Consider the following 25,940-nt stretch of genomic DNA (forward strand, 5'->3'; position numbering starts at 1 on the left):
GACGGACTCAGTGCGAGGCTTTTTCCAAGTAAGCGGTATCCACGATCTGTTCGGTCTTGAGCGTGGTATCGATAAAACCCAGGTCGTGGGAGTAATCCATCAGGCGCTGGATGAACTGGATATCCGAGGCCTGCAAATCCGCCGACCAGCCCAGCCGCGTACGTGCCTGGGCAACAATGGCCTCTGGGGCAATGGTCTTGCCATCCAGGCCTTGCACCGCTTCTAGCTTGAATGCCTCGGCGATGAGCCGGTTCGATTCGGCCGGATGCTCGTTGAGAAAGGCGATGGCCTTGCGATGGGCGCGCAGCAGCTTGACCACGTCATCGGGTCGCTCCTGCAAGGTTTTCGGCAAGGCGATCACCACGTACCAGGGATACTGTGGCAGCGCCTGGTTGACATCCAGCAGGATCCGGCTCGAGCCGCGCAGCACTGACTGGCTGACAAAAGGCTCCCAGGAAAACGCCGCGTCGACGATGCCGCGTTCCAGGGCAGCGTTCATATTGCCAGGCGGCATGTCGATGATGTCCAGGTCCTTGTCAGGATTGAGGCCGGCTTTTTCCTTGAGCACATAACCCCGCAGCAGCACATCCATGCCACTGCCCTTCTTGACCCCGGCCAGCTTCTTGCCCTTGAGCGCTTGCAGGTCGGTGATCGGGCTTTTGCTATCGACAATCACGGCGGCCTGCCCGTAATTGACTTTTGCCAGGATCCGGCTTTGCAACCCTCGGGAAAACCACTGGTACACGGGCGGCGTGCCGACGTAGGCCACATCCAGCTCCCCGGCAGCCAAGGCCTGCTGGATCACTGGGCCATCGCCCAACGCCTTGAGGTCGACGTCCAGGCCCTCCTCGCGGTAGAAGCCCTGCTTGTCGGCGATCAACGCCGGCGCGTTGGCCATGGCGAAGACGTAGCCGATACGCAAGGGTCTATCCTCGCCAGCCACGGCAAAAGCGCTGCCTGCCAACGTGGCAACAGACAAGGAAAAGGCAAGCAGCGAACGTTTGATCATGCTGTCATCTCAAGTCGGGGGGTGGGAAAAGCCGTAGCCTGGGACGGGTCCATGACCTGGGAAATGCGTTCCATCAGCTCGTTGCGGTAATCGAGGAAGGCCGGCAAGCGGCGGGTTTGCAGGTTGGAACGGGGACGCGGCAGACGAATCTCCAGTTCGCTGTGAATACCGCCTGGGGCGATGTTCAACACGATGACCCGGTCGGCCAGGAACACCGCTTCGTCGATATCGTGGGTAATGAACAACACCGTCTGGCCGAGTTCGGCCCAGATACGCAACGTCTCTTCGTTCATGCTGTTGCGACTGATGGCGTCCAGCGCGGCGAAGGGTTCGTCCATCAGCAGTACGCTGGGTTCGAGTGCCAGGGTCCTGGCCAGGGAGACGCGCTGTTGCATACCGCCGGACAGTTGATGCGGCAACCGATGCGCCGCTTGCTCCAGACCGACCAGGCGCAGGTATTGCAACGCCTTCTGGCGCTGCTGCGCTTCGCTGGTCCGGGCACTCATTCGCAAGCCAAAACGGACGTTTTCCAGGGCACTCAACCAAGGAAACAATTGCGGCGCCTGGAACACGTACCCCAACTCCGAACGCTCTGGCCGCACCGCGGTCTGGTTGATGGTGATATGCCCGCCTTGCGGTTGCACGAACCCCGATAGCAGGTTCAGCAACGTGGTTTTCCCACAGCCGGAGGGCCCGAGGATCGCGACGAATTCACCGGGCCTGGCATTCAGGTTGAATGAGGAAAACACCCGATGCCCATTGGGGTAACTGAAGCTGATCTCAGCGACGGTCAGGGCATCGGCTTGCAGGTGTCGGCGCGGTAGGGTTTTGAGCATGGCAAGTGTCGTCGGGTCGTTTACAATGGCAATGCCCGACATAATACGTATTAATACAAGTACGCCCAATAACCTATTTTTATAACCTTAGAAGTGACGGCCCTGCCCCACTCAAAGCCCTGGAAGCTGACCGTGTCTACGTCCATTCTTCGCGACAGCACCACCTCGCTCTACGAACAGATCGCCCACCGGTTGCTGGAGGAAATTCAACGCGGCGACTATGAACCCAGCGGCAAGCTGCCGTCCGAGGCGCAGTTGGGCGAGCGGTTCGGGGTAAGTCGCGTCACGGTTCGCCTGGCGGTCGGCAAGCTCAGCGACGACGGCGTGGTGGAGCGCAAACAAGGCAAGGGTACGTTCGTCGCGGCCAAGCAGGTGCGCCACGGCCTGGACGCGTTGCGCAGCTTCCATGAGGCGTTGTTGCTGCAAGGACTTCAGCCCACCATGCAGGTGATCAGCCATGCCTTGCAGGCCGTTCCAGAAGCATTGCGGGAATTATTTGAAGACGCCGGGGATTGCCTGCTACTGGAACGGCTGCACTCTGTCGATGGCGAACCCATCGCCCTGGGCCGCAGCCATTTACCTGCCGAGCTGGCCGAGGTGGCCTGGGCCGAAGTCGAACATCAGCCGATTTACTCCATTCTCGAATCCATCATCGGCCTGCCGGTCATTCGCGCCGACCTGGCAATCCGTGCGCAGGAGGCCGACAAAAAGCTGGCCGACGCGCTGCAGATCAAACGCGGCGCAGCCCTGCTGGTCATGGAGCGCACGTCCTATTTCGCCGACGGCCGCTGCTGCGACCGCACGACGTTTTACATCCGACCGGAACGCTATGCCTTTGTCCTTAGTGGTGTTTTCAAATCCAGTTCGGGTAGTTGATGACCCACGCCTGATCAATACCGGCTGTGCAATTGCATCGGCCTCTGGCGGGTGCCTGCAAAGGAATGCCCAAATCGTAGCGCAACGTTTCAGGCTTAAATCGCTGCCCGCAATTCACGTGGCGACAGCCCATAGTGTGAGCGAAAGCGCACCGCAAAACGTGAGGCCGAGGCGTAACCACTGGCCGCGGCAATTTCCCCGATAGGGCGAGAAGTTGTTTGCAACCCTTGCAACGCCGTGGCCAGTCGAACGCCCTCCAGAATGTTCCGGAAACTGTCCCCCTCATTCGCCAGCTGGCGACGCAACGTCGACTCACCCAGATTCAGGCGTTGTGCAATGGTCGCAACCGTCCAGTCTTTCTCCGGGCTGCCCATTACGATCTGCTGCACACGTTCACGAACGGGATCGTTGCGCCCCATCAGCAGAGGTCCGATCTGGCCACCAAGGCACAGACTCAGAAGAACCGCTTCCCCGTAGAGCGCGCGTAATGCGTCCGGGGAGTTCGCATGGATAGAGGCCAACAATTGATCCCATGCCTGTGTGGTGTGCCTGTCCAGAGGGACGCATAGATCGGTCTTCAGTACACCCTGACGGCTCATGATCTGCTGGCTATATCGGGCGCTGAAGTTACGCAATGCCGAGATGGGAAAGGTCACCGCATCGGCGATGTAGTGACCGTGAAGTCCGGGGAAGTTCGAGATACCCAGCTCGCGTCCGGCCGGCATCAGGATCAGATGTTGCGGCCCGGCACTCATCTCCCGATCATCCCATTGCAACAGCTTTTCCCCTTGCCGCACTCGACACAAGGTGGTCACGAACACCGGCACCCTTGGCAAGGTCAATGGCTGTCGCGCCCGTATGACACACGCATCGATAATGTTTTCCCGGTGCTGTATGCCGTCACAAGGGCGCATCGTTCTTAACGTCCGTAAGTTGAAGTAATGGTCGCTTTGGCAAGGGCGTTGGCATTGAGCATGTACCCTACCAAGGCACCGCTGGCCTCACTGTCGAGTGGTAGCTTATCTACTTTCAACGCCCATACGGTGAATTGATATCGATGGGGTTTATCCCCTACAGGTGGGCAAGCCCCGCCAAATCCCGGCTGGCCAAAATCGGTTCGCCCTTGTACTGCACCGGCAGGCAGGTTCGCTCCCACTCCTCTCGGCAAGCTATTGGTGGAAGTCGGCAGGTTAACCACCGTCCAATGCCACCAACCGCTACCGGTCGGTGCATCGGGATCATAGACCGTGATCGCATAGCTTTTAGTACCTGCGGGAGCGTTTGCCCAGGAAAGCTCGGGAGAAGTGTTGCCACCTTCGCAACCGAAGCCTTGGAACACTTCGCGCTTGGTCAGCGGACGTTTGTCAGCAATATCCTGGCTGGTCAGTGAGAAGTCGGCGGCATATCCACTGAATGCTACAGCCATGGTAAGTGCAGGCAGGACTGATCTGATGTTCATCGCGGCTCCATCTGAGTCTTAGAGTGAAGCTCGAGTCTAGGTTGAACAAAGCGTGGCTACTGTGCCGAAATGCTCGATAAGCGTGCCGAAATGCTCTTTTTTGTTTGGGAAGCGATCCCCTGGCTTCCGTGGGCGATTTCGCCTCTAACCCACAGTTGTGCTCAACCTCAACACTACCCGTTTCGCGCCGCGCAAACGCCAGTCGCCCTCGCCGCAGTGAGTTCCGCCCAGATACCACGGCCATCGGTCGAAACGGCGTGTGTAAGTGGTACTACTCCCCTCCGCGCTTTTGGTAGCAGGCGCTTTTGGACAATTGACGCTTCTGGTCAGCCCTCGCAACACTTCACGCCGCTCACAATAATAATTACTGCCGGGCGCCTAGGCGTGCGGATGAGACAAGGAGTTCTTAAATGCTTGGTTACTATGCGCAATACAGCAAGGAATACATCACAACCCTGATGGTGGTGACCACCCTCTTCTTTGCCTTGCCCATCTTTTTCGCCCCGCTCCAATGGGCCCGGCTTATGCGCTGGACCGTCCCCGAACACGAACATCTGGCTATCTATTTCGGCCGTTGCCTCGGTGCATTCATCCTTGTCGTTGAAGTAGCGATGTTGCGTTCAGCCACCACCGGCACCAGTTTCAGTTATGCCTTCGATATTCTTTTCGTGGTCTTCACGCTGATGTTCTTCGTGCATGTCTACGGCGCAATCAAACAGATCCAGCCTATTACCGAAACGCTCGAAATCGGTTTCTGGATGATCCTCTTCGTACTCAATATTCTGTTCTACCCAGCCGCCAGTATCACGCTGTAAAACCTTCACTGGCCCGCGACCGGAAGTTCGCAGGCCGCCGTTCAACCCTATTGAAAGTCAGCATTGCCTGGCGCCATCGCGTCGGCGTCCCCGTGTCCGCCGGACGCTCCGCCATGGTCGTTCAGCAACGCGATGACCACTGTCACCTACACCGCTGACTTTCTACTCTGCTCACTGCCTTGATGAGACATCACAATCGGACCTAGGATCGCAAAGGCAAGAACAGACATGAAGAGGAGAATCAGCCCCATGAGCCCGAACCTTGCCGATCTTTATAGCGACTACATCGCCTGCCTGAATGCACAGGACTGGGAAAACCTGGGCCATTTTGTGCACCCGGATGTGGTTCACAACGCAAAACCATTAGGGTTGCACGGCTATCGAAGCATGCTGGAAGCAGATTATCGGGCTATCCCCGACTTGCGCTTTGCGATTGCATTCCTGGTGATCGACCCACCTAAGTTGGCAGCTCGCCTGGCCTTCAATTGCGCACCGGTTGGGGAATTCCTGGGCCTGGCGGTGAATGGGACACGCATCTCGTTCGCCGAAAACGTCTTCTACGCGTTCGAGGACGGCAGGATCCGCGAGGTCTGGTCGGTCATCGATAAGGGAGCGATCGAAGCTCAGCTCCGATCAGCGTAGCGGATGCCTCAAGGCTGCAGATTATCCGCGGCCTACGTGCCGCAGGATAAAAGAAACGAGCGCCCCCTAAGAAGCGCTCTCTCAACACAACTTTCCGTAGCAGCGCACTGGCAAATGGGCGCATTGAGCAATACCCTGCCCATACCGACCCAACGTTACGAGCTGAAACATGTCAGGGATTGCGATATTTGAAAGCCCACGTTGGCTGCGAGATCTTCTGCGCTTCTTGCCTCTGAAGAGCCAATTCGTCCTGTCAGGCAACATCCGGGACCTACAGGCCAGTGAGGTGGCGCCCGGTACGGTGACCGCCCAGAGCTTCAACCAAACCCTTTGTAATGCCCTGCTCGATGCTGGCTACGCCCAAGTCATTGCCTGGGATCCGGTATCCGGTTTCCGGGCTGTCGGCAAACCTGGTTCCGACCCAGAGGCCGGCCTGACGGTGCTTCAGGAACTTGGCCTGACCCCGGTGAACGGCGTCGCACCGGCAGGTATCGACCTGCTGGGCGCCACCCTGTCACGGCTGGTGAGTCGTGCTGGTGAACCGGTCGCATTGATCATCGATTTCGCCTCGCGCCTGGCGGTCCGCAACGACGCCCTCAGCGCGGCTGAACATCATCTCTTTACCCAGGCCCTGGTGCAATCCCATCAGGCTCGCAGCCGTCCAGCCACAGAACTGCGCAAACCTTTCTTCAATACCTTGCTGTGGCTGGTGGAAAAAGAAGGTGATCTACCCGACTGGCTGCTGGTCGACAACCCGCGCTTGCGCCACATTCCCGTATCCAAGCCCGATCAACTGGCCCGTCGCGCACTGGCACCGGCGCTGCTCAAGGGGCTCAGTGGCAGCCAGGGCGCCAGCGAAGAGATCATGCATCAAGCTGTGGATGCCTTCGTACAGAATACCGAAGGCTTGCTGCTGCTCGATCTCAGTGCCATTGCTCAACTGGCGCGCGTCGAGGGTGTACCCATGCCGCAGATTGCCGACGCAGTGCGCCGCTACAAGATCGGCGTCACCGAGGATCCGTGGCTGAAGATCGACCGTCAGCGCATCCGGCAGGCGGATGCCCTCGTCCACCAGCGGGTCAAAGGCCAGGAGCATGCAGTGACGCACATGCTCGATATCGTCAAACGGGCGATGACGGGCGTCGGCGCCAGTCGCAAGGGCAATCGTCCACGGGGGGTAGCCTTTCTCGCGGGGCCGACCGGCGTAGGCAAGACTGAACTCGCCAAAACCATCACCAGCCTGCTGTTCGGCGACGAAAGTGCATACATCCGCTTCGACATGTCCGAATTCAGCGCCGAGCATGCCGACCAACGCCTGATCGGCGCACCGCCCGGCTACGTCGGCTATGACGTCGGCGGTGAGCTGACCAATGCCATCCGCGAGAAGCCGTTCAGCGTGGTGTTATTCGATGAAATCGAAAAAGCCCATCCGCGGATCCTCGATAAATTCCTGCAGATTCTCGACGATGGCGTGCTGACTTCAGGCCGTGGTGACCGTGTGTACTTTTCGGAGGCGCTGATTGTGTTCACCTCCAACCTCGGGATCTATCGCCAGGGCGACAATGGCGAACGCGTCGCGAACGTCCTGCCGGGCGAAGCCTTCGAGCAGGTCCAGGACAAGGTGCATAGCGAGATCGACCGGTATTTCAAGCTGGTGCTCAACCGACCGGAAATCCTCAATCGAATCGGCGAGAACATCATTGTCTTCGACTTCATTCGTGAAGACGTTGCAGTGCAGATCTTTGAACAGATGGTCAACGCCACTTTTAGCGATCTGCAGGGACAGAACCTGTTTATCGAATTAGCCCCCCAGGCACGCCAGGCACTGCACGGCCTCTGTCTGCAGGATCTGTCCAACGGTGGCCGAGGCATCCGCAACCAATTGGAGGCACGCCTGCTCAATCCCCTGTCGCGGGCGCTGTTTGATCAGGATGCTCAACCAGGCGAGCACTTCACCATCACCGAGTTGGACATCGCTGGGCTGAAGATGGAACGTCGCTGAACATGGACCTCAGTCTGTCGCGCGTACACTTTCCGGTCACCACCCTCGGCCCGGGACGGCGCCTTGGTATCTGGTTCCAGGGCTGCAGCATCCGCTGTCCTGGCTGCATCTCTGCCGATACATGGGGGCCAGGACACCGGCGCTTGTCGCTGGAGCAACTGCTAGAACAGATCACCCCCTGGCTGCACGAGGCAGACGGGATCACGATTTCCGGCGGAGAGCCGTTCGACCAGTTCGACGCCCTGCGGTCGCTGCTCGAAAGCCTGCGTCAACGCAGCGATCTCGACATCCTGGTCTATAGCGGCTACTCCCTGGAGCAACTCGATGAGCCGTTGTTTCAAGCCAATGGCCTGATAGACGCCTTGATCAGCGACCCCTATATCGAAGCACTCAGCCAGACCATGGCCTTGCGCGGCAGTGATAATCAACGCCTGAGCCTGCTTACGCCCCTGGGGCAGGCACGCCTGGGCCGTTACGAACGCCTGCTGGAACCCGCCGACAAGGCGCTTGACCTGATGTTTGACGAAAGCGGCAGCGTCTGGATGGCCGGCATCCCACGACGTGGCGACTTATTGCGCTTACGCGACCTGCTGCATGAACAAGGCCATCATTTACAGATCAGCGCACACGCGTCGCGACGCCGCTGAGTGGAGCCCCCATGATACGTTTCTGCCCCAACTGCAAAACCGAGCGCGCTCTGCAGGAGATATTCTGCGAAGGGCTCATTCAGGAACAACCCTGCGGCTGGGACCTCGCCGGCGAACCCATTCGTGCCGCCGGTTGGCGGCCGCAAGCCGTCGTTACCGAAGAACCCCTCCCACCGGTCAGCCCCGCCCAGGAACAGACCCCGGTCTTGCTCTGCGAAAATGGTCATCCAATGGCCGATGGCGACCTGATGTGCCTTGAATGTGGCAGCTCACTTGCGCAAGCAACGCCCTCCGGCGCGCTGCCGGACACCAGCGAACCGGAAGGCATCACCCAGACCCTGATCGATGGCTGGCGCCTGATCCGCCAGATCAGCAGTACCGACGGCGTGCGTGAGCGATACGTCGCCGAGCACAATGAAACCGCGCAACGAGCAGTCCTGACCTTATATCGACCCGGTGCCGAACCGGACCCGGCGATCTACGATGTGATTCGCCGACTGCCCCGCGAGCATGTGCCTGAAATCATCGCCACCGGCCGCTGGGATGACCGTGCCTACGAGGTCATTGAAGAACTGACCGGCGGAACCCTGGCAGAACTCGGCAGCGTGATCCGCGACAGCGACAGCGTGCACCATGTCGTCAAGGAACTGGGGCAGGCGCTGCATGCTTTCAACGAAGCAGGCCTACGCCATCGGGACCTGCGCCCAACCAGCCTGCTGGTACGTTCCCGCGCCCCCCTGGACCTGGTCATCAGCGGTTTCGGTTCGGCACGCCTGTCCGAGTTCGACCTGGACATCGTCTCGCCTCTGGAAACCAGTCGCTACATGGCGCCAGAAGCTATCGCAGGTGGCGTTGCGGCCGCCTCGGACTGGTGGAGCCTGGGCATGATTCTGCTCGAACAACTGACCCAGGGCGCCTGCTTCGACGGCACCAATGCCAACGCTTTTCTTATTCACGTGCTGGCCAATGGAGTGCCGATCCCCGACGACCTCGACCCGCGTCTGAACCTGCTGCTGCGGGGTCTGCTGGCACGCGACCGTCATCAGCGCTGGCAATGGCAACAGGTCCGGGACTGGCTCAGTGGCATTGCGGTCGAGGCGCCGGCCTCCTCCGTCCAGCAAACGGACGAAGGTGAAGGCGCCACCCTACGGCTGGGAGAGCGTCGCTTCCACAAGCCCGGCGTATTCGCCCTGGCGGCGGCCCAGGCGGATAACTGGCAACAGGCCCTGGATCACTTGCTGCGCGGTGTGATCGTGACATGGGCCGAGCAAGTCGGTCTCGCCCCTTCCCTGGTCGCCGGCTTACGACAGGTCGTCCAGCACGAAGGGATCGAGGACGACTTCCGTCTCATGCTGGCGTTGAGAATCCTCAACCCGGAAATCCCGTTGATCCATCATGGCGACATCGTCACGCCAGGATGGCTGCTGGAGCATCCGCTGGAAGGCTATCGCTTGATCAGTGGGTCGGTCCCGGACCTGCTTGAGCAATTGCAGACCGACAACTGGCTATCGCGTCTCAAAACCCGCGCCGAAAACGTACGTCAGCGTGCTCTGCACCAACACATCGAGTTGGTCGAAGAGCAACTGCGGATATTCCTGCTATCGACCTCACGCGCCAAGCTGGCCACGCAGTGGCAGGAACGCCAACGCCTGTTCCCCGACACCGACCATCCGGGGTTGGCCTCACTGTCGGAACGCCGGGTGATCGCCGAAGAAGATCTGATTGTGCTGCTCAGCGCCGCGATCGGCCAGTTTCGTTCAGCGCCCTCGATCGTGGAGAGCGCCGCCGAGCTGGCCAGGAACGCCGATGTCGGCTGGTTCGACGCCGAAGCGGCAACCCAGCTGCTGTTGCACTCTCGACTTGAGCTGTACCGGAGTGTCGATGAGCGTATCCAGGGCTTTGCCCGTTGTGGCGTGCCAGTCGTGGACGAGTGGGCCGAGCAGTTCCGCCTGGAACGACGTATGCCGTTGGCCCAGACACTGGTGCTGCTGGCCATCCCGTCCAGTCAATGGCTGGAACCACAGAAACAGCAGTACGTTTCACAGATCCTCGATTTCTTCGAGAAGAAGGTTGTGACCGCCGTGATGCGCGGGCCGCTGGTACGCATGAGCATCGGCAAGACCACCGCACGGGTAGATCTCAACGAACTCAACAGCGAGCGCAGTCCGGCCGCGGCGCTGCTCGATCACCTGTTGCAACGTAATGCCCGGGCCGTGAATCTCGACCCGGAGAGTTTTCAGCTCAACGGCCAGCTGGAATCACGCCTGCATACCCTGTACCGGCAAAGCGCACTCTACAAACGCGACACCGGCATCGATGGCCTGTACCTGGGCTTCCCTTTCCTGCTCAACCGTGACCCTCGCGGCACCACGCGCACGCGAATCATCCCGCTGCTGCTGTGGCCAGTGAAGCTGCTGCTGGAGTTGGGTTCGCGTGGGCACGCCGCCTTGGCGTTCGACAGTGAACGTGAGGAAGTGCGGCTCAACCCCGCACTGGAAAGCGTACTCGGTGCCGAAACCTGCAAGCGCTGGCGCAAGACCGCCGATGAGCTGCTGGGTCGTTCTTCCATTCGCGCGGCGGATGTCATGGACGCCTTCGGAATGCTTGCCACCATTCGCTCGCGTGCCCTTGGCAATCTACCCGCCAGCAACGTGGAAATCGCGCCCTACCAGGATGAACTGGACTGCGCGGCCGTGCTGTTTCACGTGACCTTCATGGGGCAAGCCATCGGTGAAGACCTGCGCCAACTGAAGACGCTTTCGCCTGTCGGCACCGGCCTGGAAACGGCGTTGCGCCTCAAGGCCGCCGACGAATCCGAACGCGAGGCGCCGCCAGGCGAGCTGCAACGCTACTTCACCGTGGCCAGTGATCCTTCACAGGAAGCCGCCGTGATCCAGGCCCGGCAGAGCCCGGGACTGCTGGTCGAGGGGCCGCCCGGAACCGGCAAGAGCCAGACCATCGTCAACATGGTCGCCGATGCTATCGGCCGCCAGCGCAGCTTGCTTATCGTCTGTCAGAAGCATGCAGCGCTGGAAGTGGTATACAAACGTCTGGTCGCCGAAGGCCTCGGTCAACGCATTGTCATGCTCAATGACGTCAACCGTGACCGCGAGCCCGTCATCCGCAGCATTCGTGAGCAGTTGGAAAGCCTGTTCACGGACGGCAGCCAGGCGCAGGGCTGGCAACGCCAGCGCGAACAGATCGCAGCTCGCATCGAAGCCCTGGAGGGCGAGCTCGACCGCTTCCACCAGAGCCTGCATCGCGTTGATGACAATACCGGCCTCAGCTATCGCAGGCTGCTTGGTGAATTGATCGAACTGGAGTCCGGCGCAGCGCCGCTCGAGTTTCCGGCCTTGCGCCAACGCCTGGCATCCCTGGACCTCGCCAGCCTGACCCGCCTGGAAGAAAGCTGCGCGCCGCTGGTACGCCTGTGGTTGCCCGCACGCTACGAAGGCAGCCCACTGGCCCAACTACAGTCATTTGCCGCCGACCGAGCGACCTTGCAGGCCTTCACCGAAAATCTGCACAGTTTCATTCAGGCCGAAAACAACCGTCAGGCTACGTTGCAGGCACACCCCGCCAGCTTCGAAATCGACGACCCCGCGCCATACCGCGACTGGATGACGACCCATGTCGCGACCCTCCTCGGTCTGAAGCAAGAGCAACGTCTGCGTCTTGCGCGCTGGCTGCCGCTATTCCGCAGCCGCGAAGAGGGCCAACTCCCACGGGGCGAGTCGATTCTCGCCGAACTGCAGCAACTGGATCAGCAACTCGGCCAACTGGATCAGGACCACTACGTCCCCGCCTTGTCTCCGGCACTCTGTCTGCTCGAAAACAAAGCCCTCAGGCATCTGGATCAGGACTGTACCAAGGTCATCGCCGCCCGGTCCTGGTTGGCGAACATCAACCCGCTGCATCTGCTGCGGCGCAAGCGACTGCGCAACTTTCTTCAAGAGCAAGGGGAAAGTCTTGTTGTTGAAGCGCTGCCCACGCTGCAGACAGCCATTCGCCTGGAAAGCCAGTGGCGACCTTTGCGCGCCGAGCTGAGTACCCTGCATCAGGCGTTAGAGCTGGAAACGGTGAACAGGCAAGCCTGCCTGGAATTGTCCAGCCTCGTGAAGAGCGACATTCGCCACCTGCTGGAAATCCAGGCACTGGCGCTGGCCCTGGCGCAATCGCCTCGTGCCCGACAGGCGGATGAAGCCGCCCTCGCCGGCGACAAACAGCACCTCGAGGCGCTGCTCAGCGATCTGGACGCGTCGCTGATACGCCATGGCGTTCGCCATTCCAGCCTCGAACAACTCAAGATACTCGGCGACTGGCTGGGTGATGAGCTGGTGCGACAACTGCAGCATGCCGTCGAACACAACCTGAGCAATCAACTGAGTCTTGATCGCCTGCATGAGGCGCTGCCCTTCCTGGCCGCCTACCAGACATTCCGCGGGCGCGCCGGTCAGTTGACGACAGCCGACCTCGAGTTGCTCGCCCTGCTGCGCCAACGCCAGGAACAGTTGGACAACATTGCACCCGAGCAACTGGAAGCCGAAGTGCGACGCCTGCTCAACCGCGAAGCCCGACTGGGTTGGAAACATCGCGTCGAGCAAGCCAATCCTGAACTGCTGTTCAGCCAGGACGAAGCCCGCGCCAAAGTCGCCAGCCTCGCGCAAGCCGACGCACAGATGCGACTGCTCAATCGTGAGCTGCTGGCCAAAGGCATCAACCTCGACCGCCTGGGCAATCGCAAGCAATGGGAGGATGTCACCCGCCTAACGGGCAAACGCTCGCGGCGTCTGCGCGAATTCATTGAACTGGGCAGTAATCTCGGCTTGATGAGCCTGCGTCCGGTATGGCTGATGAACCCGGACGTCGCCAGTCGTGTACTACCACTCAAGGCCAGCCTGTTCGATACGGTCATCTACGACGAAGCCTCGCAGATGCCGGTCGAGTTCGCCCTGCCGACCTTATTCCGCGGCCAAGTCACTGTTGTCAGTGGTGATGAGAAGCAAATGCCGCCGACGGCATTCTTTTCCAGTCGCATCGAAAGCGACGAAGCCGAAGTGTTCGACGGCGACGAGCCTGACGAGGACGCGGATGAGGAACAGCGCGAAGCGTTCGAAGACACCTGGAACCGACGTGAGATCAAGGACTGCCCTGACCTGCTGCAACTGGCGCGCAACGCCCTGCCCAGCACCACTTTGCAGATTCACTACCGTTCGGCCTACCGTGAACTGATCGGCTTTTCCAACGCCTCGTTCTATGGCAATCGCCTGAACGTTCCGGTCCGTCATCCACAGGCAAGCATCCAACGGATCAAACCGCTGGAACTGATCCAGGTCGGTGGGCTGTACCAGAACCAGAGCAATGCCCAAGAAGCCGAGCGGGTCGTCGAGTACCTCAACGAGTTGTGGCAAAAACCTTACGACCAGCGCCCCTCGGTGGGTGTCGTCACCTTCAACCGCAAGCAGGCCGACCTCATCGAGGAGCATCTGGAGCAGCGTGCCGAGCAGGATGAGCTGTTCCGCACAGCCTACGCCCAAGAACGCGAGCGCAGCGAAGACGGCGAGGACATGTCGGTGTTCGTCAAGAACGTGGAAAACGTGCAGGGCGATGAACGCGACATCATCGTCTTCTCCTCCACCTTCGGCCGCAACAGCCAAGGTACCTTCCGCCGTAGCTTCGGCGTGCTCGGGCAGACCGGTGGCGAACGGCGCCTGAACGTGGCGGTGACCCGTGCGCGACACAAGGTGGTGATGATCACATCGATGCCGATCGCCGATATCTCCGACATGCTCAACACGCACCGTGCCCCCGCCAGCCCGCGTGACTATCTGCAAGGCTATCTGGAATATGCCCGCGCCCTCTCCTCTGGCGAGTTCAGCAGCAGCGGCAAGTTGCTGGAGCGCCTGCAGACCGACCGCAGCAGCGTGCACCGCGAACAAGGTCAGCAACGTGATGGTTTTGTCAGGCTGGTCGGCGAATTCATTCAATCTCTGGGATGGCAAGCCGCTCCCGCCAGTGAAGGCGATGCTTTCGGCCTCGACTTCGCCATCGAGCATCCAGATACGGGTCTGTACGCCATTGGCATCGAGTGCGATGCGCCTTGCCACACTCTGCTCGAACGCGCCCGCGCCCGGGAGATCTGGCGCCCGTCCGTGCTGCATCGCGCCATCCCGCATATCCATCGCGTGTCATCGCAAGCCTGGTATCACAACGGCGACAGCGAGCGATCACGGCTGCGTGAAGCAATCGAACACGCCATGAAGGTCGAGCAGCCACTGCAACCCAATCCTGTTCCAGTTGATACGGAAATCTGCCCATGAGTGGTCCCAAGGTCGTTCGCATTGTCACTCGCGAAGAAATCATCGCCATCTGTGAAGGCCACCTGCAACGCCTGGAGCGCGCCGTGGAGCGTTGGCAGACACAAGCCACAAGGCTTGGCGAACTCAGTGAGCAGGAGCGCATCGCCGCCACGGCGCGACACGCTCGCCTGCGCGCTCTGCTGGCAGAAGATCGATTGGCCGAATTGCAGAAGGCCGTGCCCGTGGAGATTGAGCACCTGCGCCGAGATCTGGAGGACCGCGAAGAACGCGCGATCATTCGTGCCGCCGAGCGACGCCAACGCGACCGCCGCGTCCAGGAAAACGCCGCGACATTGCTTGACGCCTTGCACGCCAATCCCCAAAGCGCCGATCAAACCTTGCTGCAGTCCCTCTCACAATTGGCGAGCGGTGCCAATCGGGAAGATGCCGAACGTCTGCTGGCCGAAGGTTTCACCCACTTGACCAAGGCCACCGAGAAGCCGGTGCTGAGCGATACCCAACGCGCCCTGGCGCAGCAGCTCAAGGTTGCCGAACCCGAGCTTTCCCTGCGCGATTGGATAACGGCACGGGAACCGGAAGCCACGCGAGACATACGTCTGCTGCGCATCGACCGCCACATCGTGGAACTGCAACTGCTGCAAGGCGCAGAGCGTGCCGCACCGTTCCTTCTAGCACTGGAAAGAGCTGAAACGGAAGTCGACGCCAAACGGCGCAATCTGTTGCTCGACAGCTTGGTACTCGACCTCGGCACGTCCACTCGAAACTTCCAACGCCAGCGTGAGTGCCTCGAACAGCTGCAGGACCTGGCCAGCGAAATCGAAACCTGCATGGGCACCGAACACGCAACCTTACTGAGTCAGATTGGCGCCTGCACGACCGATAGCGAGTTCTCGGTAATGGCTGGGCTGATCGAGCAGTGTAAAACGCATATCGCAACCCACTTGCAGACTCAAGCCGCCCTTGCCCGCCGCGAAGCCGTGCTCGGCGGCTTGGCCAGCCTCGGCTACGAGGTACGCGAAGGCATGGCAACCGCCTGGGCAGAAACCGGCAAGGTCGTGCTGCGCAAAGCCGCGACGCCCGGTTATGGCGTTGAAGTGGGTGGCAAAGCCGACAATGGCCGCCTGCAAGTTCGCGCGGTCGCTCTCAGCAGCGATCGCGACAAGACGCGGGATCGCGACGTTGAAACCATCTGGTGCGGCGAATTCCAGCGGTTACAAGCCTTATTGCAAGATAAGGGCTGCGAGTTGCTGATCGAGCGGGCACTTTCCGTGGGTGAAGTACCGCTTAAAGAAACGAGCGTTTCCGCACCAGGTGTAGAGGCAATCGCTGCTCAGCAAAAGACTCTTCATCAATGAACCGCTAACGACCCCGCCGCAAACCAAGCGATCATTCCCTGGTCCGTCATTGAGCGCTCGATCGCAATGCACAGCCTTGAACACACCGCCAGGGTGATCGTCCTGACGATCGCGATCAGCCAGCGCTACTCGTCGGCACTCTTCATATGAAAAATCGTGTACGGCAGGATCAGCGTATCGGCGACGAAACTGAACGGCAGGTCAATGACTGCAAACGGAGTCAGGGCACTCATGGCCCCAGCATTGTCGTGGCCTTTGATAATCTCGAGATCGACAGTAACGCCGCAGTAAGGATGGAGGCCACACATGTGCCCGTAGCTGGAGCTTTCGTTGACAGTCGCGCACCCTGTCAGCAGCGCCATGGTAAAAACCGTTAGCATGAGCCGCATGATGTACCCTCACCCTGGAAGGGCGAGACTGTAGCACTGAAACCGGCCCAACCCTCACTATTGTTACGGAAGGTTTTGCAGCGCGTCTTCTACAGCGCAGGACGTTGCGACTTGTCCCACTCCTCGCCGTGGCCGTCCTCTGCGAATGGGTAATCACTCCAGCATGGATCAACCGAGGACCAACCGAGATCGCCACCCACAAAGGCCTGCAGACTTGCTAAACAGATGAATATCGTTGATGGCGAGAACGATTGATCAAAAACCCGAGGGCCCACGTTTCATCCTACAAATCTCAGGCATAAAAAAAAGCCACTCATCTGAGTGGCTTTTTTCTGAATCCTGGAGCGGGAAACGAGACTCGCATCCAGCGTCCGACCCATTGAAATTCAAGGGTTTCTTTTGTTGCTGAAGCAAGAAAAGACTCAGTTCTGGACTTGTTTTCAGGGTGCTACAAGAGCGAAAACAGCGGCAAATCCATGCAAAGTTTTTGGATGCTGCCCAAAGCCAATAGGATGAACGATCATCAAGCTGGCATTGTAATTTCCATAGGATCAACGGGGCATGAACTCCCCGAATAGTTGTCAGCCGACCGATCAACCTTGCACCACCTTTCGAATCTGATGCGGAGATCCCATGTCCTTCGTTCCCGCCTTTACCGATTTTCTACTGACTCATCTGCAGCAGGAAGAACGCAAACGTATCCTCAACACTTGAGGGTTAGCCTAGGTCCGCCACCCATCCATCTATACGCGTAATCTGTAGTTAGCCGGTAAGACTCCAGGACAAAAGGGTCAGCAGAAGTGTAACCTCGGCTTCCTAAACTGTTGTACAGCTTGAGCTTACCCCGATGCTCCAGAAACATCTCATCCGCCGGCTCGACCTCATCACCCTCCAGCTGTTCGTCAGCGTTCATCAAGAGGGTACGCTGACCCGGGCAGCAGAGTTGGAGATGATCGCGCTTTCGGCGGCAAGCAAGCGTATGAATGACATGGAGCAAGCGCTTGGAATAGAGCTGTTCGAGCGCAACGCCAAGGGCATGGAGCTGACGGCCGCAGGCGAAACCCTGCTTTATTACGCCAAGCGGATTCTGACCGATGTCGAGAAGATCAGTATCGATGTGGGCGAGCACCTGCACGGGGTGCGTGGCTATGTCCGTATGCTCGCCAATATCTCCGCCATCATCGAATTCCTGCCGGAGGACTTGCAGGCGTTCATTGCCGATCACGGGCAAGTGAAGATCAATCTGCAAGAGCGCCCCAGTGCCGGGGTGGTGAAGGGTATTCTGGATGGGGTGGCCGATATCGGGATCTGCTCCGCGGACACAGAAATCAAAGGGCTTCACACGGTGCCGTACCGCCAGGATGAGTTGGTCGTGGTCATGCGCCCGGAACACCGTTTGGCAGTAAAAGAACGGATCGCCTTTGCCGAGACGCTCGACTTCGATCACGTCGGCCTGCACGCCGACAGTTTCATCAATCTGCGCACCCATGCGGCCGCGCGCAGTTGCGCAAAAGCGCTGCGGCTTCGCATCCAAGTGCCGGGGTTCGACGCAGTGTGCCGGATGGTGCAGGCTGACCTGGGCATCGGGGTGCTGCCGCGAAAGGCTTTCGAGCTTATTGGCCGGTCTCTGGGCCTGAAGGCGGTGGCGCTGGAAGATGACTGGGCCATTCGCAGCATGCTGCTGGTGATCCGGAACGAGGACGCACTTTCGCCGGTCAGCAAGCTGTTGTACAGGCATCTTCAAGGGCTCTGAACGGCGGTCTTCGTCTTTCACGAAGACCCGTTCCAAATTTACGGTTGGTAGCGAGTGGTTGGCCTCTCTTAGGCTTGGATCAAATTCCAAGAACACGAGGCTACATCCCCATGACTGCCCTTAACGGCCTTCGCGTCATTGAAATCGGTACCTTAATCGCCGCGCCGTTTGCAGCACGCCTACTCGGTGAGTTTGGTGCGGAGGTGATCAAGATCGAGTCGATGGGTCATGGTGACCCCCTGCGCAAATGGCGAAAGATGCACGAAGGCACGTCGCTGTGGTGGTACTTGCAATCGCGAAACAAGAAGTCCCTTGCGCTCAATCTGAAAGCCCCTGAGGGCATCGACATCGTCAAGCAATTGGTCGAAAGCGCCGATGTACTCATCGAAAACCTTCGTCCCGGGGCGCTGGAAAAGCTGGGCTTGGGCTGGGATGTACTGCATGCGTTGAACCCCAGGCTCACGCTGGTCCGCATTTCCGGTTATGGCCAAACGGGCCCCTACCGCGACCGTCCGGGCTTCGGTGCCATTGGCGAGGCGATGGGAGGTATTCGCTACACCACCGGTACCCCTGGCATCCCTCCGGCGCGGGTCGGGGTGAGCCTCGGTGATTCGCTCGCTTCGTTGCACGCGGTGATCGGGGCGCTGATGTCGGTGCTTCGGGTCAAGACCGGCCAGGGTGACGGACAGGTGGTCGACGTGTCGCTGGTCGAAAGTGTGTTCAACGTCATGGAAAGCCTGGTACCGGAGTACGCCATGATGGGGCACGTTCGCGAGCGTACGGGCGGTTCCTTGCCGGGCATCGCGCCCTCCAATACCTACCCAACCGCCGACAATGCCTACGTGGTGATCGCCGGCAACAGCGACCCGATTTTCAAGCGTTTGATGATGGCTATCGGTCGGGCTGACCTTGCCGCACGTGACGACTTGGCCCAGAACGATGGCCGCGCGCTGCAAAGTGAGATGCTGGATGCGGCGATCGCGGCTTGGACCATGAGCCACCCGATCGAGCACGTGCTGGGGGCTCTTGAACAGGCTGAAGTCCCTGCTGGCCGCATCTACTCGGCGGCGGACATCGTTGCCGATCCCCATTACCAAGCCCGCGACATGATTCTCGATGCCACCTTGCCCGACGGTGCCGAAGTGATGATGCCCGGCATTGTGCCGAAGCTCTCACACACGCCTGGCCAGGTGAACTGGCAAGGTCCTGCGCTCGGACAGCACACCGAGGGCGTTCTCGGCGAACTGGGCTTCAGCGATTCGCAGATCCAGCGCTTCAAGGCTGAAGGAGTCGTGCAGTGATCACTGACTATTCACAGCGTCTTGTCGTGCAGGAAGTGTCCCCTCGCGATGGCCTTCAGATCGAGCCGGTGTGGGTCGAGACGGCGAACAAGATTGCCCTGATTGACGCGTTATCGCTGGCCGGCTTCTCGCGTATCGAAGCGGGCTCGTTCGTGTCGCCCAAGGCCATTCCCGCCCTGCGAGACGGCGAAGCGGTCTTCTCCGGCATCCAGCGACAGCCGGGAGTCATCTATACCGCTCTGGTGCCGAATCTCAAGGGTGCCCAGCGAGCAGTCCAGGCGGGAGCTGATGAGATCAACATGGTGATGTCCGCCAGTCAGACACATAACCGCGCCAACATGCGCATGAGCTGTGAGCAGTCGCTTGCCGCCTTCGTCGACATTGTGCAATCGGCCCAAGGAACGTCCCTCCTGCTTAACGCGACCGTCGCCACGGCCTTTGGCTGCCCGTTCGAGGGGGGCATCGACGAAGACCGGGTCTTGGCCATCGTCGAGACATACATGGACCTTGGCGTTACCGGCATCACCCTCGCGGACACCACGGGCATGGCCAATCCGCGTCAAGTCCATCGGATTGTCCGGCGCGTGCTCACTCGGGTGGCTCCATCTGCGCTGACCCTGCACTTTCACAACACTCGCGGGCTGGGGCTTTGCAATGTCCTGGCGGCTTATGAGGCCGGTGCCCGCCGTTTCGATGCCTCGTTGGGTGGTCTGGGCGGCTGTCCCTTTGCCCCCGGAGCGTCCGGCAACATTTGCACCGAAGACCTGGTCAACCTGTGTCATGAGATGGGTATCGAGACGGGCATCGATTTGCCCCTCTTGCTGGACCAGTCGCGCAGGCTTGCCGCGCTGCTCGGGCATGAGTTGCCTGGCCAATTGGTAAAGGCCGGTCGCAACTGCGATCTCCATCCGACGCCTGCCGGATTGACCCTCTGACGATTCGCCAGCGCAAGCGATGGGCTTGCGCGAAGTTCCTGGTCGTTGTCCAGACTACAAAAACAATCGGGCTCCAAAACGGAAGCCTATCTGGAGATTGAAATGAGTGTATCCGCAACCTCTGCCGGCAGCCTCGGCGACGATGTCAATGCTGAAAAATCGGTCGTGCGCAAAGTCGCCTGGCGGATCATGCCCCTGATCATGATCTGCTACCTGTTCGCTTTTTTTGATCGTATCAACATCAGCTTCGCCAAGTTTCAACTGCAGGCCGACCTGTCCTTGAGCGACACGGCTTACGGCTTGGGTGCCGGGCTGTTTGTGGTGGGTTATGTGCTGTTCGAAGTGCCGAGCAACATGATGCTCTACAAGGTCGGTGCACGACGCTGGATCGCACGGATCATGATGTCCTGGGGCGTTGCCACCGCCTTGATGGTCTTCGTTACGTCCGAATGGCAGTTCTATGTCTTGCGATTCGTGATTGGCGCCATGGAAGCAGGATTCGCGCCTGGCGTGCTTTACTACCTTACTCTGTGGTTCCCCCAGAGCTACCGTGGGCGCATCACCTCCACGCTCTTCCTGGCCTCTGCCTTCGCGGGCCTGATCGGTGCTCCGGTGTCCGGTCTGGTGCTCGGACATATGGATGGTGTCCTCGCCTTACGTGGCTGGCATTGGCTGTTCCTGCTGGGAGGCGTTCCCTGTGTCCTATTGGGCTTGATCGTGCTGCGCACGCTCAAGGACCGTGTGCAGGATGCGGCGTGGCTGACGACTGAAGAAAAGGCGTTGCTGGCTCGGCATATTTCCAGCCATGAGGCCAACAAGCATGGTTCGCTGTTGGCGGCGATCAAGCTTCCCGGCTTCCTCATGCTCGGCATGATCTACTTTTTGATCCAGGTGGCGTCCTATGGACTGAACTTCTGGGCGCCTCAACTGATTCGCAGTGCCGGCACCCAAAGTCCTGTCATCATCGGTTTGTTGACCGCTGTGCCCTACATCTGCGGTGCGATCAGCATGGTGGTCATCGGTCGACTTTCCGATGCCAGTGGGGAGCGACGCAAGTTCGTGTGCGGCTTGGTCGTGCTGGGTGCGGTTGGCTTCTTCAGCGCCGGCATCTTCGCACAACACACGATCTTTTTAATCGGTGCCCTGGCGCTGCTGGGCGCAGGCATTATCGCTTCGATCCCGGCCTTCTGGGCGTTGCCGCCCAAATTGTTGGCAGGGGCCGGGGCCGGCGCGGCAGGTGGGATCGCCCTGATCAATACCATGGGCCAGTTCGGTGGCATTGTCAGCCCAGTCATGGTGGGGCACATCAAGGATCTAACCGGTAGCACCACCCCGGCACTCTACGTGATTGGCTTCACCAGTCTACTAGCAGCAGCCCTGCTGTATTGGGCCTTACCGGAACGCCTGAGAACCAGGGATCAGACTCGGCAGTGAAATACTGGTTTGCCAGGGTCGCCCATGTTGTGCGCGACCCTGAGCTGTTTCTGAATGGGCTCCGCTGGACAAGCTTTCCCTGAAAGCAACCAATACTCTTCCCTTTCTCCTCAACCTCTCAGCAGTCCTTGGGCGCATAAACAGCCTATGGTCGAGCTCGTTCGCCAGACAAAAAGCAGACCTCGTAAACCACAGGTTCTTGCTCCGTTCTCGTGCGATCCTTCAGAACGAAAAGCACTGAAAAAAGCCGCCCCATAGGTGTTATTGTGCCCTCACTGAACCCTTTTTACTTTCGCTGGATATCTTCGTTATGAAGAAAAAAACCACACCTGAACAACAGGCGCTGATCAGTCAACTGGAGCAAATTGCGGAAGGCTTGAGCCAGACCTTCAGCCCATTTTGCGAAGTCGTATTGCACGACCTGCGGGATCCCGAACACGCAATATTGGCCATTCATAATAATCTTTCTGGCCGTGAGACCGGACATCCCGCTACGGAGCTGGGACTTGCCCGGATTGCTGACCCAGCTTATCCCCAGATCATTGCCAACTATCCCAATCAATTTAAAGATGGTCGCCAGGCCAAAAGCACCTCGATTGGAATCAAGGATTCCACCGGACGGTATGTGGCCGCGCTCTGCATGAACATTGATCTCACCCTGTTCAAGGGGTTGCAGGGCATGCTGGATCAGTTCGGATCTTTCAGTGGCGATCGTCCCCATGAGTCGCTCGAATCGAGCGGTGCAGAAGCCATTCGAGCGCGCATTGATCAGTTTGCTACACGGCTATCCACCTCTCCCCGTGCCCTGAAAGCCCGCGATCGGAGAGTACTGCTTCAGGAGTTGAAGGAGTGTGGCCTCCTGGATATCAGAAAGGCCATGGAGACGGTCGCCTCACACCTCGGCGTATCCCGCGCAACGGTGTACAGCGATACGAGGTGACCACCACCTCATATCATCTCGGCTATACGGGACAGCTTTTAGCTCTGAGCATCAAATCAAACCGGTCAGGGTCGAGCCTATCTTCTTCAATCCCGGTGAGGACAGACGCTTCTCGATCCAGCAACTGACGGCAGCTTTCATAAACTCTGGAAAGCTGATCCGGAGCGATGGCAACTACGCCATCAGAATCGCCCACCTTCAGCGCTTCAAGCTGCGTTGGTCACAGCACGTGCGACAGCCTCGATTTCTACCAAGTACCCATGATGCAACTCCGGAACCGGTACGACAGCGCGAGCTGGGCGATGACCGCCCAACATTTCGGAGTAGACCCGATCGAAGGCCGGCCAGTGTTTTACGCCTGCTACGTATACAGTGACTTTGACCAAGTCTGAGGCTTCGCAGCCCGCGGCATGCAGAATGGCCAGTAGGTTACTGAGTGCAATTTGGGCCTGTTCGGTGAACGGCGCGTCGATGTTGTGAGTGCCGTCCGGACTAACAGGAAGTTGCCCGGAGATGTAGAGCGAGCATTGGTGAACAACCGCTTGCGAGTAATGACCAGCCGGTTGCGAAGCCGCATCGGTGCTAATAATTTTCATAGGTAACCTTGTATGGGGGAGCCGACACTGCAGACAAGTCCACAGCGTCGGCTCTAGGTGTATCAATGAGCGTTTGTAAAAGCTGCCTGAACCTTGCCAGGCTCGGTGATGCCGCTGGCAATCAGCAGTTGGGCGAGAATCCGCGACTTCTGTGGGTTTAGATCCATGGAAGCCACAAAGCCGCTTTTGGTGTCATCCACTTCGATGTTGCGGTTGACATAGCCTTTGCTCACGCGAGTCGAGCGGACAACCACAATTCCCTGTGCGGCTGCTTTTTCGAGGGCTGCGAGGGCCTGCTTCGAAGTGTTGCCATCGCCCTTGCCTGCCAAGATGATGCCCTTGGCGTTATCTTCAATAGCATGCTCAATTTGCTTGGCATCCATGTTCGCATGGCTGTAGATGATGTCGACACGTGGCAATGCCGGGCCTTTAGGCAGAGCCAGCGGCAGGGTATGACGCATATCAAGCGGCTGAACATAGCGCACCTGCCCCATGTCCACGTAGCCCAGAGAGCCCAGGTTGGGAGACTGCATCGTTTGAACGCTGGTGCTGTTGGTTTTGGTGACGCCGCGCGCTCCATCAATCTGGTCGTTCATTACAACCAGGACGCCGCGGCCTCTCGACTGTGCGTCCGTTGCCACCTGAACCGCTTCATAGATATTGGCCGGGCCATCAGCACTCAAACCCGTGGCAGGCCGCATCGAGCCGACCAAAACGACGGGCTTGTCAGTTTTCAGCACTAGATCCAGGAAGAAGGCTGTCTCCTCCATAGTGTCCGTCCCATGGGTAATCACCACGGCGTCCGCTTCGTTCTTGTCGAAGGCCTGCTGAATGCGGTTAGCAAGCTTGAACCAGACTTCATCGTTCATGTCCTGCGAGCCGATTGAGGCGATCTGTTCGGCAGAGATTGAGGCCAAATCTCCAAGTCCCGAAACGGCGGCCACCAACTGTTGAGGGCCAATAGCCCCGGCGTTGTAGGCTCCGGTGCCGCGATTATCGGCGGAGCCCGCGATAGTTCCCCCCGTTGCAAGTAACAGGACGCGTGGCAATGGCACTTGTTGATGATTCGAACTCATGGTTTTTTCCTGGGCGAGCGCAGACGGAACACCAACGGTTAAGCCTGCCAGAATCGAGAGCATGAACCCCGCAAAAAAATTGCGACTGAAGGTATGGCTGCTATTGAATTTCATGGATTGGATAGTCATTTTCCGCATCTCTTATTGTTGTTAGGTTTATGTTCTTATTAAACGACTTGAGGACGCTTTTCAGCATCGATTGCTGTTTCAATTTCTTCAATCGCGTTACCGTGTCGTCCTATGACAGCTGTTGCGACACCGCATCCGAAAACGTTGGTGGCCGTGCGTCCCATGTCCAGGATGGGGTCAACTGCGAGGATGAGAAGTAGGCCCGCTTCCGGAAGACCTATCATCGGCAGTCCCGCGGCCAGAACGACCAGAGAACCTCGCGCAACACCTGCAGTACCTTTGCTGATAACCAGCAGGGTCAACAGCACCATGATCTGGTGGGAGAATGTCATTTCGATGTTGTACGCCTGGGCGATGAACATCACGATGAAGGCTTGGTACATCATCGAGCCGTCCAGGTTGAATGAGTAACCTAACGGCAGGACGAAGCTGCTTACGCGCTTGTTGGCACCAAACTTGTCCATGGCGGCAATGGTTTTCGGATACGCGGCTTCGCTGCTCGCCGTGGAGAAGGCGATCAGAATCGGCTCACGCATATGCTTGAAAAGGTCTTTGATGCGAGGGCCGAGGGCCAGGTAGCCGGCAAGCGTGATCAATGACCAAAGCAGTGCCAGGCCCAGGAAATACTGCCCCACCATCTTGCCAAAGGTCACGACCATTTCCAGACCATGCACGGTGATAGTAGCGGCGATGGCTGCAAATACAGCCAGTGGAGCCACATACATCACGTAGTCGGTGACCCTGAACATGACATTGGCCAGTTCTTCGAGCATGTCCACGATGATGGATCTGCTTTTGCCCTTGACGAACGCCAGTGCGGAACCGAAGAACAGTGAGAACACAACGATCTGCAGCACTTCGTTCGTGCCCATGGCCTCAATAATGCTTCGAGGGAATACATGGGTGAGAAAGATCGGCAGACTAAAGCCGGAAGTGTTCAAGCCCGTGTTCACGGCTTCACCGCTCACAGTCAGATTCAGACCGACACCTGGCTGGAAAATATTGGCGAGTAGCAAACCGATGGACAGCGAGGCTAGAGAGGCGATCAGAAACCAAGTGATGGCTTTAAAACCGACGCGCCCCATCGAACCGTTCCCTGACATGCTGGCAACGCCGGTAACCAAGGTGGCAAGTACCAAGGGAGCAATAACCATTTTGATCAGACGTAAAAATACATCAGTGACCAGATTCAGGTATCCGGAAATCTCTTTTGCAGCCGCAGCATCCAGCTGACTGTGGAGCGTGCCTCCAAGGACTACGCCGAAAATCATCGCGATTACTATCGCTTTAACGAGAAGGCGGCTTTTCATGTGCACCTCTTTTTATAGCGGCCTAATTCGGGCCATATTGTCTGGGCTAATGGATGTTCATTGGATTTCGGCAAGACGCTGCCGTCAGGCGCCGTAGAGCGCCTGCTTTTCAGTAA

Annotated in this window: 20 protein-coding genes; 12 read left to right on the plus strand and 8 right to left on the minus strand. The window is 58.8% G+C overall.

The features are described from left to right. Positions 1 to 7: 7 nt before the first annotated feature. Together V5F23_RS16660 and V5F23_RS16665 are read right to left on the minus strand one after the other, a co-directional pair. A complete protein-coding gene (locus V5F23_RS16660; protein ID WP_338495664.1) occupies positions 8 to 1,009 on the minus strand; it encodes an ABC transporter substrate-binding protein in 1,002 nt (333 codons plus the stop codon). Continuing rightward, positions 1,006 to 1,845, minus strand: a complete 840-nt coding sequence (locus V5F23_RS16665; RefSeq protein WP_338495665.1) for an ABC transporter ATP-binding protein — start codon at positions 1,843 to 1,845, stop codon at positions 1,006 to 1,008. Before V5F23_RS16665 ends, V5F23_RS16660 begins: the two co-directional genes overlap by 4 nt. 132 nt (positions 1,846 to 1,977) lie before the next feature. Here V5F23_RS16665 and V5F23_RS16670 point away from each other — a divergent pair, with 132 nt between their 5' ends. Continuing rightward, positions 1,978 to 2,721: a GntR family transcriptional regulator gene (locus V5F23_RS16670; protein ID WP_047738979.1), complete on the plus strand. Its 744-nt coding sequence runs from the start codon at positions 1,978 to 1,980 to the stop codon at positions 2,719 to 2,721. 95 nt (positions 2,722 to 2,816) lie between these two features. On the opposite strand, the gene V5F23_RS16675 is transcribed toward V5F23_RS16670, so the two are convergent. Together V5F23_RS16675 and V5F23_RS16680 are read right to left on the minus strand one after the other, a co-directional pair. Continuing rightward, the gene (locus tag V5F23_RS16675) at positions 2,817 to 3,635 is read right to left on the minus strand and encodes a helix-turn-helix domain-containing protein (RefSeq protein ID WP_338495666.1); all 819 of its coding nucleotides are present in this window, start codon (positions 3,633 to 3,635) and stop codon (positions 2,817 to 2,819) included. 5 nt (positions 3,636 to 3,640) lie between these two features. Then, entirely contained in the window at positions 3,641 to 4,180 is a 540-nt protein-coding gene (locus V5F23_RS16680; RefSeq protein ID WP_080922128.1) for a kinase inhibitor, read from the minus strand. A gap of 410 nt (positions 4,181 to 4,590) precedes the next feature. Between V5F23_RS16680 and V5F23_RS16685 the strand changes: the two genes are divergently transcribed. The 6 genes from V5F23_RS16685 (at position 4,591) to V5F23_RS16710 (ending at position 15,961) form a co-directional block, all read left to right on the plus strand. Then, positions 4,591 to 4,995: a hypothetical protein gene (locus tag V5F23_RS16685; RefSeq protein ID WP_042731466.1), complete on the plus strand. Its 405-nt coding sequence runs from the start codon at positions 4,591 to 4,593 to the stop codon at positions 4,993 to 4,995. A 249-nt stretch (positions 4,996 to 5,244) separates the two neighbouring features. Beyond that, positions 5,245 to 5,637 carry an ester cyclase gene (locus V5F23_RS16690; protein WP_042731470.1) on the plus strand — a complete coding sequence of 131 codons (393 nt, stop codon included), beginning with the start codon at positions 5,245 to 5,247 and terminating at the stop codon, positions 5,635 to 5,637. Between the two features lie 169 nt (positions 5,638 to 5,806). Then, the gene (locus tag V5F23_RS16695) at positions 5,807 to 7,639 is read left to right on the plus strand and encodes an AAA family ATPase (protein WP_042731467.1); all 1,833 of its coding nucleotides are present in this window, start codon (positions 5,807 to 5,809) and stop codon (positions 7,637 to 7,639) included. 2 nt (positions 7,640 to 7,641) lie between these two features. Continuing rightward, on the plus strand, positions 7,642 to 8,286 hold the full coding sequence (locus V5F23_RS16700) for a 4Fe-4S single cluster domain-containing protein (protein WP_042731468.1): 645 nt from the start codon (positions 7,642 to 7,644) through the stop codon (positions 8,284 to 8,286). Between the two features lie 11 nt (positions 8,287 to 8,297). Next, positions 8,298 to 14,606, plus strand: a complete 6,309-nt coding sequence (locus V5F23_RS16705; RefSeq protein ID WP_338495668.1) for an AAA domain-containing protein — start codon at positions 8,298 to 8,300, stop codon at positions 14,604 to 14,606. Next, positions 14,603 to 15,961 carry a hypothetical protein gene (locus V5F23_RS16710; protein WP_042727873.1) on the plus strand — a complete coding sequence of 453 codons (1,359 nt, stop codon included), beginning with the start codon at positions 14,603 to 14,605 and terminating at the stop codon, positions 15,959 to 15,961. The genes V5F23_RS16705 and V5F23_RS16710 overlap by 4 nt, the downstream gene beginning before the upstream one ends. Before the next feature lie 125 nt (positions 15,962 to 16,086). On the opposite strand, the gene V5F23_RS16715 is transcribed toward V5F23_RS16710, so the two are convergent. Next, on the minus strand, positions 16,087 to 16,323 hold the full coding sequence (locus tag V5F23_RS16715) for a YceK/YidQ family lipoprotein (protein WP_234407908.1): 237 nt from the start codon (positions 16,321 to 16,323) through the stop codon (positions 16,087 to 16,089). An 874-nt stretch (positions 16,324 to 17,197) separates the two neighbouring features. On the opposite strand from V5F23_RS16715, the gene V5F23_RS16720 reads away from it, so the two are divergent. The 5 genes from V5F23_RS16720 to V5F23_RS16740 all read left to right on the plus strand — a co-directional run bounded on the left by V5F23_RS16720 (position 17,198) and on the right by V5F23_RS16740 (position 22,713). After that, a complete protein-coding gene (locus tag V5F23_RS16720; protein ID WP_338495670.1) occupies positions 17,198 to 18,103 on the plus strand; it encodes a LysR family transcriptional regulator in 906 nt (301 codons plus the stop codon). 110 nt (positions 18,104 to 18,213) lie between these two features. Next, entirely contained in the window at positions 18,214 to 19,404 is a 1,191-nt protein-coding gene (locus V5F23_RS16725) for a CaiB/BaiF CoA-transferase family protein (RefSeq protein ID WP_338495672.1), read from the plus strand. Continuing rightward, positions 19,401 to 20,339 (plus strand): hydroxymethylglutaryl-CoA lyase, encoded by a 939-nt coding sequence (locus V5F23_RS16730; RefSeq protein ID WP_123579867.1) that lies wholly within the window; start codon positions 19,401 to 19,403, stop codon positions 20,337 to 20,339. The genes V5F23_RS16725 and V5F23_RS16730 overlap by 4 nt, the downstream gene beginning before the upstream one ends. A 102-nt stretch (positions 20,340 to 20,441) precedes the next feature. After that, positions 20,442 to 21,773 carry an MFS transporter gene (locus V5F23_RS16735; protein ID WP_123579866.1) on the plus strand — a complete coding sequence of 444 codons (1,332 nt, stop codon included), beginning with the start codon at positions 20,442 to 20,444 and terminating at the stop codon, positions 21,771 to 21,773. Positions 21,774 to 22,083: 310 nt separating this feature from the next. Then, positions 22,084 to 22,713, plus strand: a complete 630-nt coding sequence (locus tag V5F23_RS16740; RefSeq protein WP_123579865.1) for a PAS domain-containing protein — start codon at positions 22,084 to 22,086, stop codon at positions 22,711 to 22,713. Positions 22,714 to 22,919: 206 nt separating this feature from the next. On the opposite strand, the gene V5F23_RS16745 is transcribed toward V5F23_RS16740, so the two are convergent. The 3 genes from V5F23_RS16745 to V5F23_RS16755 all read right to left on the minus strand — a co-directional run bounded on the left by V5F23_RS16745 (position 22,920) and on the right by V5F23_RS16755 (position 25,824). Next, entirely contained in the window at positions 22,920 to 23,309 is a 390-nt protein-coding gene (locus V5F23_RS16745; protein ID WP_123579864.1) for a RidA family protein, read from the minus strand. Positions 23,310 to 23,371: 62 nt separating this feature from the next. Further along, the gene (locus V5F23_RS16750) at positions 23,372 to 24,514 is read right to left on the minus strand and encodes an asparaginase (RefSeq protein ID WP_338495679.1); all 1,143 of its coding nucleotides are present in this window, start codon (positions 24,512 to 24,514) and stop codon (positions 23,372 to 23,374) included. Positions 24,515 to 24,552: 38 nt separating this feature from the next. Then, positions 24,553 to 25,824, minus strand: coding sequence for a dicarboxylate/amino acid:cation symporter (locus tag V5F23_RS16755; RefSeq protein ID WP_053143880.1), 1,272 nt, complete (start codon positions 25,822 to 25,824; stop codon positions 24,553 to 24,555). Positions 25,825 to 25,940: the final 116 nt, after the last annotated feature.

This window comes from Pseudomonas sp. WP18, from assembly GCF_036689585.1.
GTDB classification, from domain to species: domain Bacteria; phylum Pseudomonadota; class Gammaproteobacteria; order Pseudomonadales; family Pseudomonadaceae; genus Aquipseudomonas; species Aquipseudomonas chlororaphis_E.

Bases quoted from the DNA above. Each gene is read 5' to 3' on its own strand.
- V5F23_RS16715 (WP_234407908.1), bottom strand. From the start codon at position 16,323: ATGGCGCTGCTGACAGGGTGCGCGACTGTCAACGAAAGCTCCAGCTAC.
- V5F23_RS16665 (WP_338495665.1), bottom strand. From the start codon at position 1,845: ATGCTCAAAACCCTACCGCGCCGACACCTGCAAGCCGATGCCCTGACC.
- V5F23_RS16725 (WP_338495672.1), top strand. From the start codon at position 18,214: ATGACTGCCCTTAACGGCCTTCGCGTCATTGAAATCGGTACCTTAATC.
- V5F23_RS16685 (WP_042731466.1), top strand. From the start codon at position 4,591: ATGCTTGGTTACTATGCGCAATACAGCAAGGAATACATCACAACCCTG.
- V5F23_RS16710 (WP_042727873.1), top strand. From the start codon at position 14,603: ATGAGTGGTCCCAAGGTCGTTCGCATTGTCACTCGCGAAGAAATCATC.
- V5F23_RS16755 (WP_053143880.1), bottom strand. From the start codon at position 25,824: ATGAAAAGCCGCCTTCTCGTTAAAGCGATAGTAATCGCGATGATTTTC.
- V5F23_RS16740 (WP_123579865.1), top strand. From the start codon at position 22,084: ATGAAGAAAAAAACCACACCTGAACAACAGGCGCTGATCAGTCAACTG.
- V5F23_RS16750 (WP_338495679.1), bottom strand. From the start codon at position 24,514: ATGACTATCCAATCCATGAAATTCAATAGCAGCCATACCTTCAGTCGC.
- V5F23_RS16690 (WP_042731470.1), top strand. From the start codon at position 5,245: ATGAGCCCGAACCTTGCCGATCTTTATAGCGACTACATCGCCTGCCTG.
- V5F23_RS16675 (WP_338495666.1), bottom strand. From the start codon at position 3,635: ATGCGCCCTTGTGACGGCATACAGCACCGGGAAAACATTATCGATGCG.
- V5F23_RS16705 (WP_338495668.1), top strand. From the start codon at position 8,298: ATGATACGTTTCTGCCCCAACTGCAAAACCGAGCGCGCTCTGCAGGAG.
- V5F23_RS16745 (WP_123579864.1), bottom strand. From the start codon at position 23,309: ATGAAAATTATTAGCACCGATGCGGCTTCGCAACCGGCTGGTCATTAC.
- V5F23_RS16660 (WP_338495664.1), bottom strand. From the start codon at position 1,009: ATGATCAAACGTTCGCTGCTTGCCTTTTCCTTGTCTGTTGCCACGTTG.
- V5F23_RS16720 (WP_338495670.1), top strand. From the start codon at position 17,198: ATGCTCCAGAAACATCTCATCCGCCGGCTCGACCTCATCACCCTCCAG.
- V5F23_RS16735 (WP_123579866.1), top strand. From the start codon at position 20,442: ATGAGTGTATCCGCAACCTCTGCCGGCAGCCTCGGCGACGATGTCAAT.
- V5F23_RS16700 (WP_042731468.1), top strand. From the start codon at position 7,642: ATGGACCTCAGTCTGTCGCGCGTACACTTTCCGGTCACCACCCTCGGC.
- V5F23_RS16695 (WP_042731467.1), top strand. From the start codon at position 5,807: ATGTCAGGGATTGCGATATTTGAAAGCCCACGTTGGCTGCGAGATCTT.
- V5F23_RS16680 (WP_080922128.1), bottom strand. From the start codon at position 4,180: ATGAACATCAGATCAGTCCTGCCTGCACTTACCATGGCTGTAGCATTC.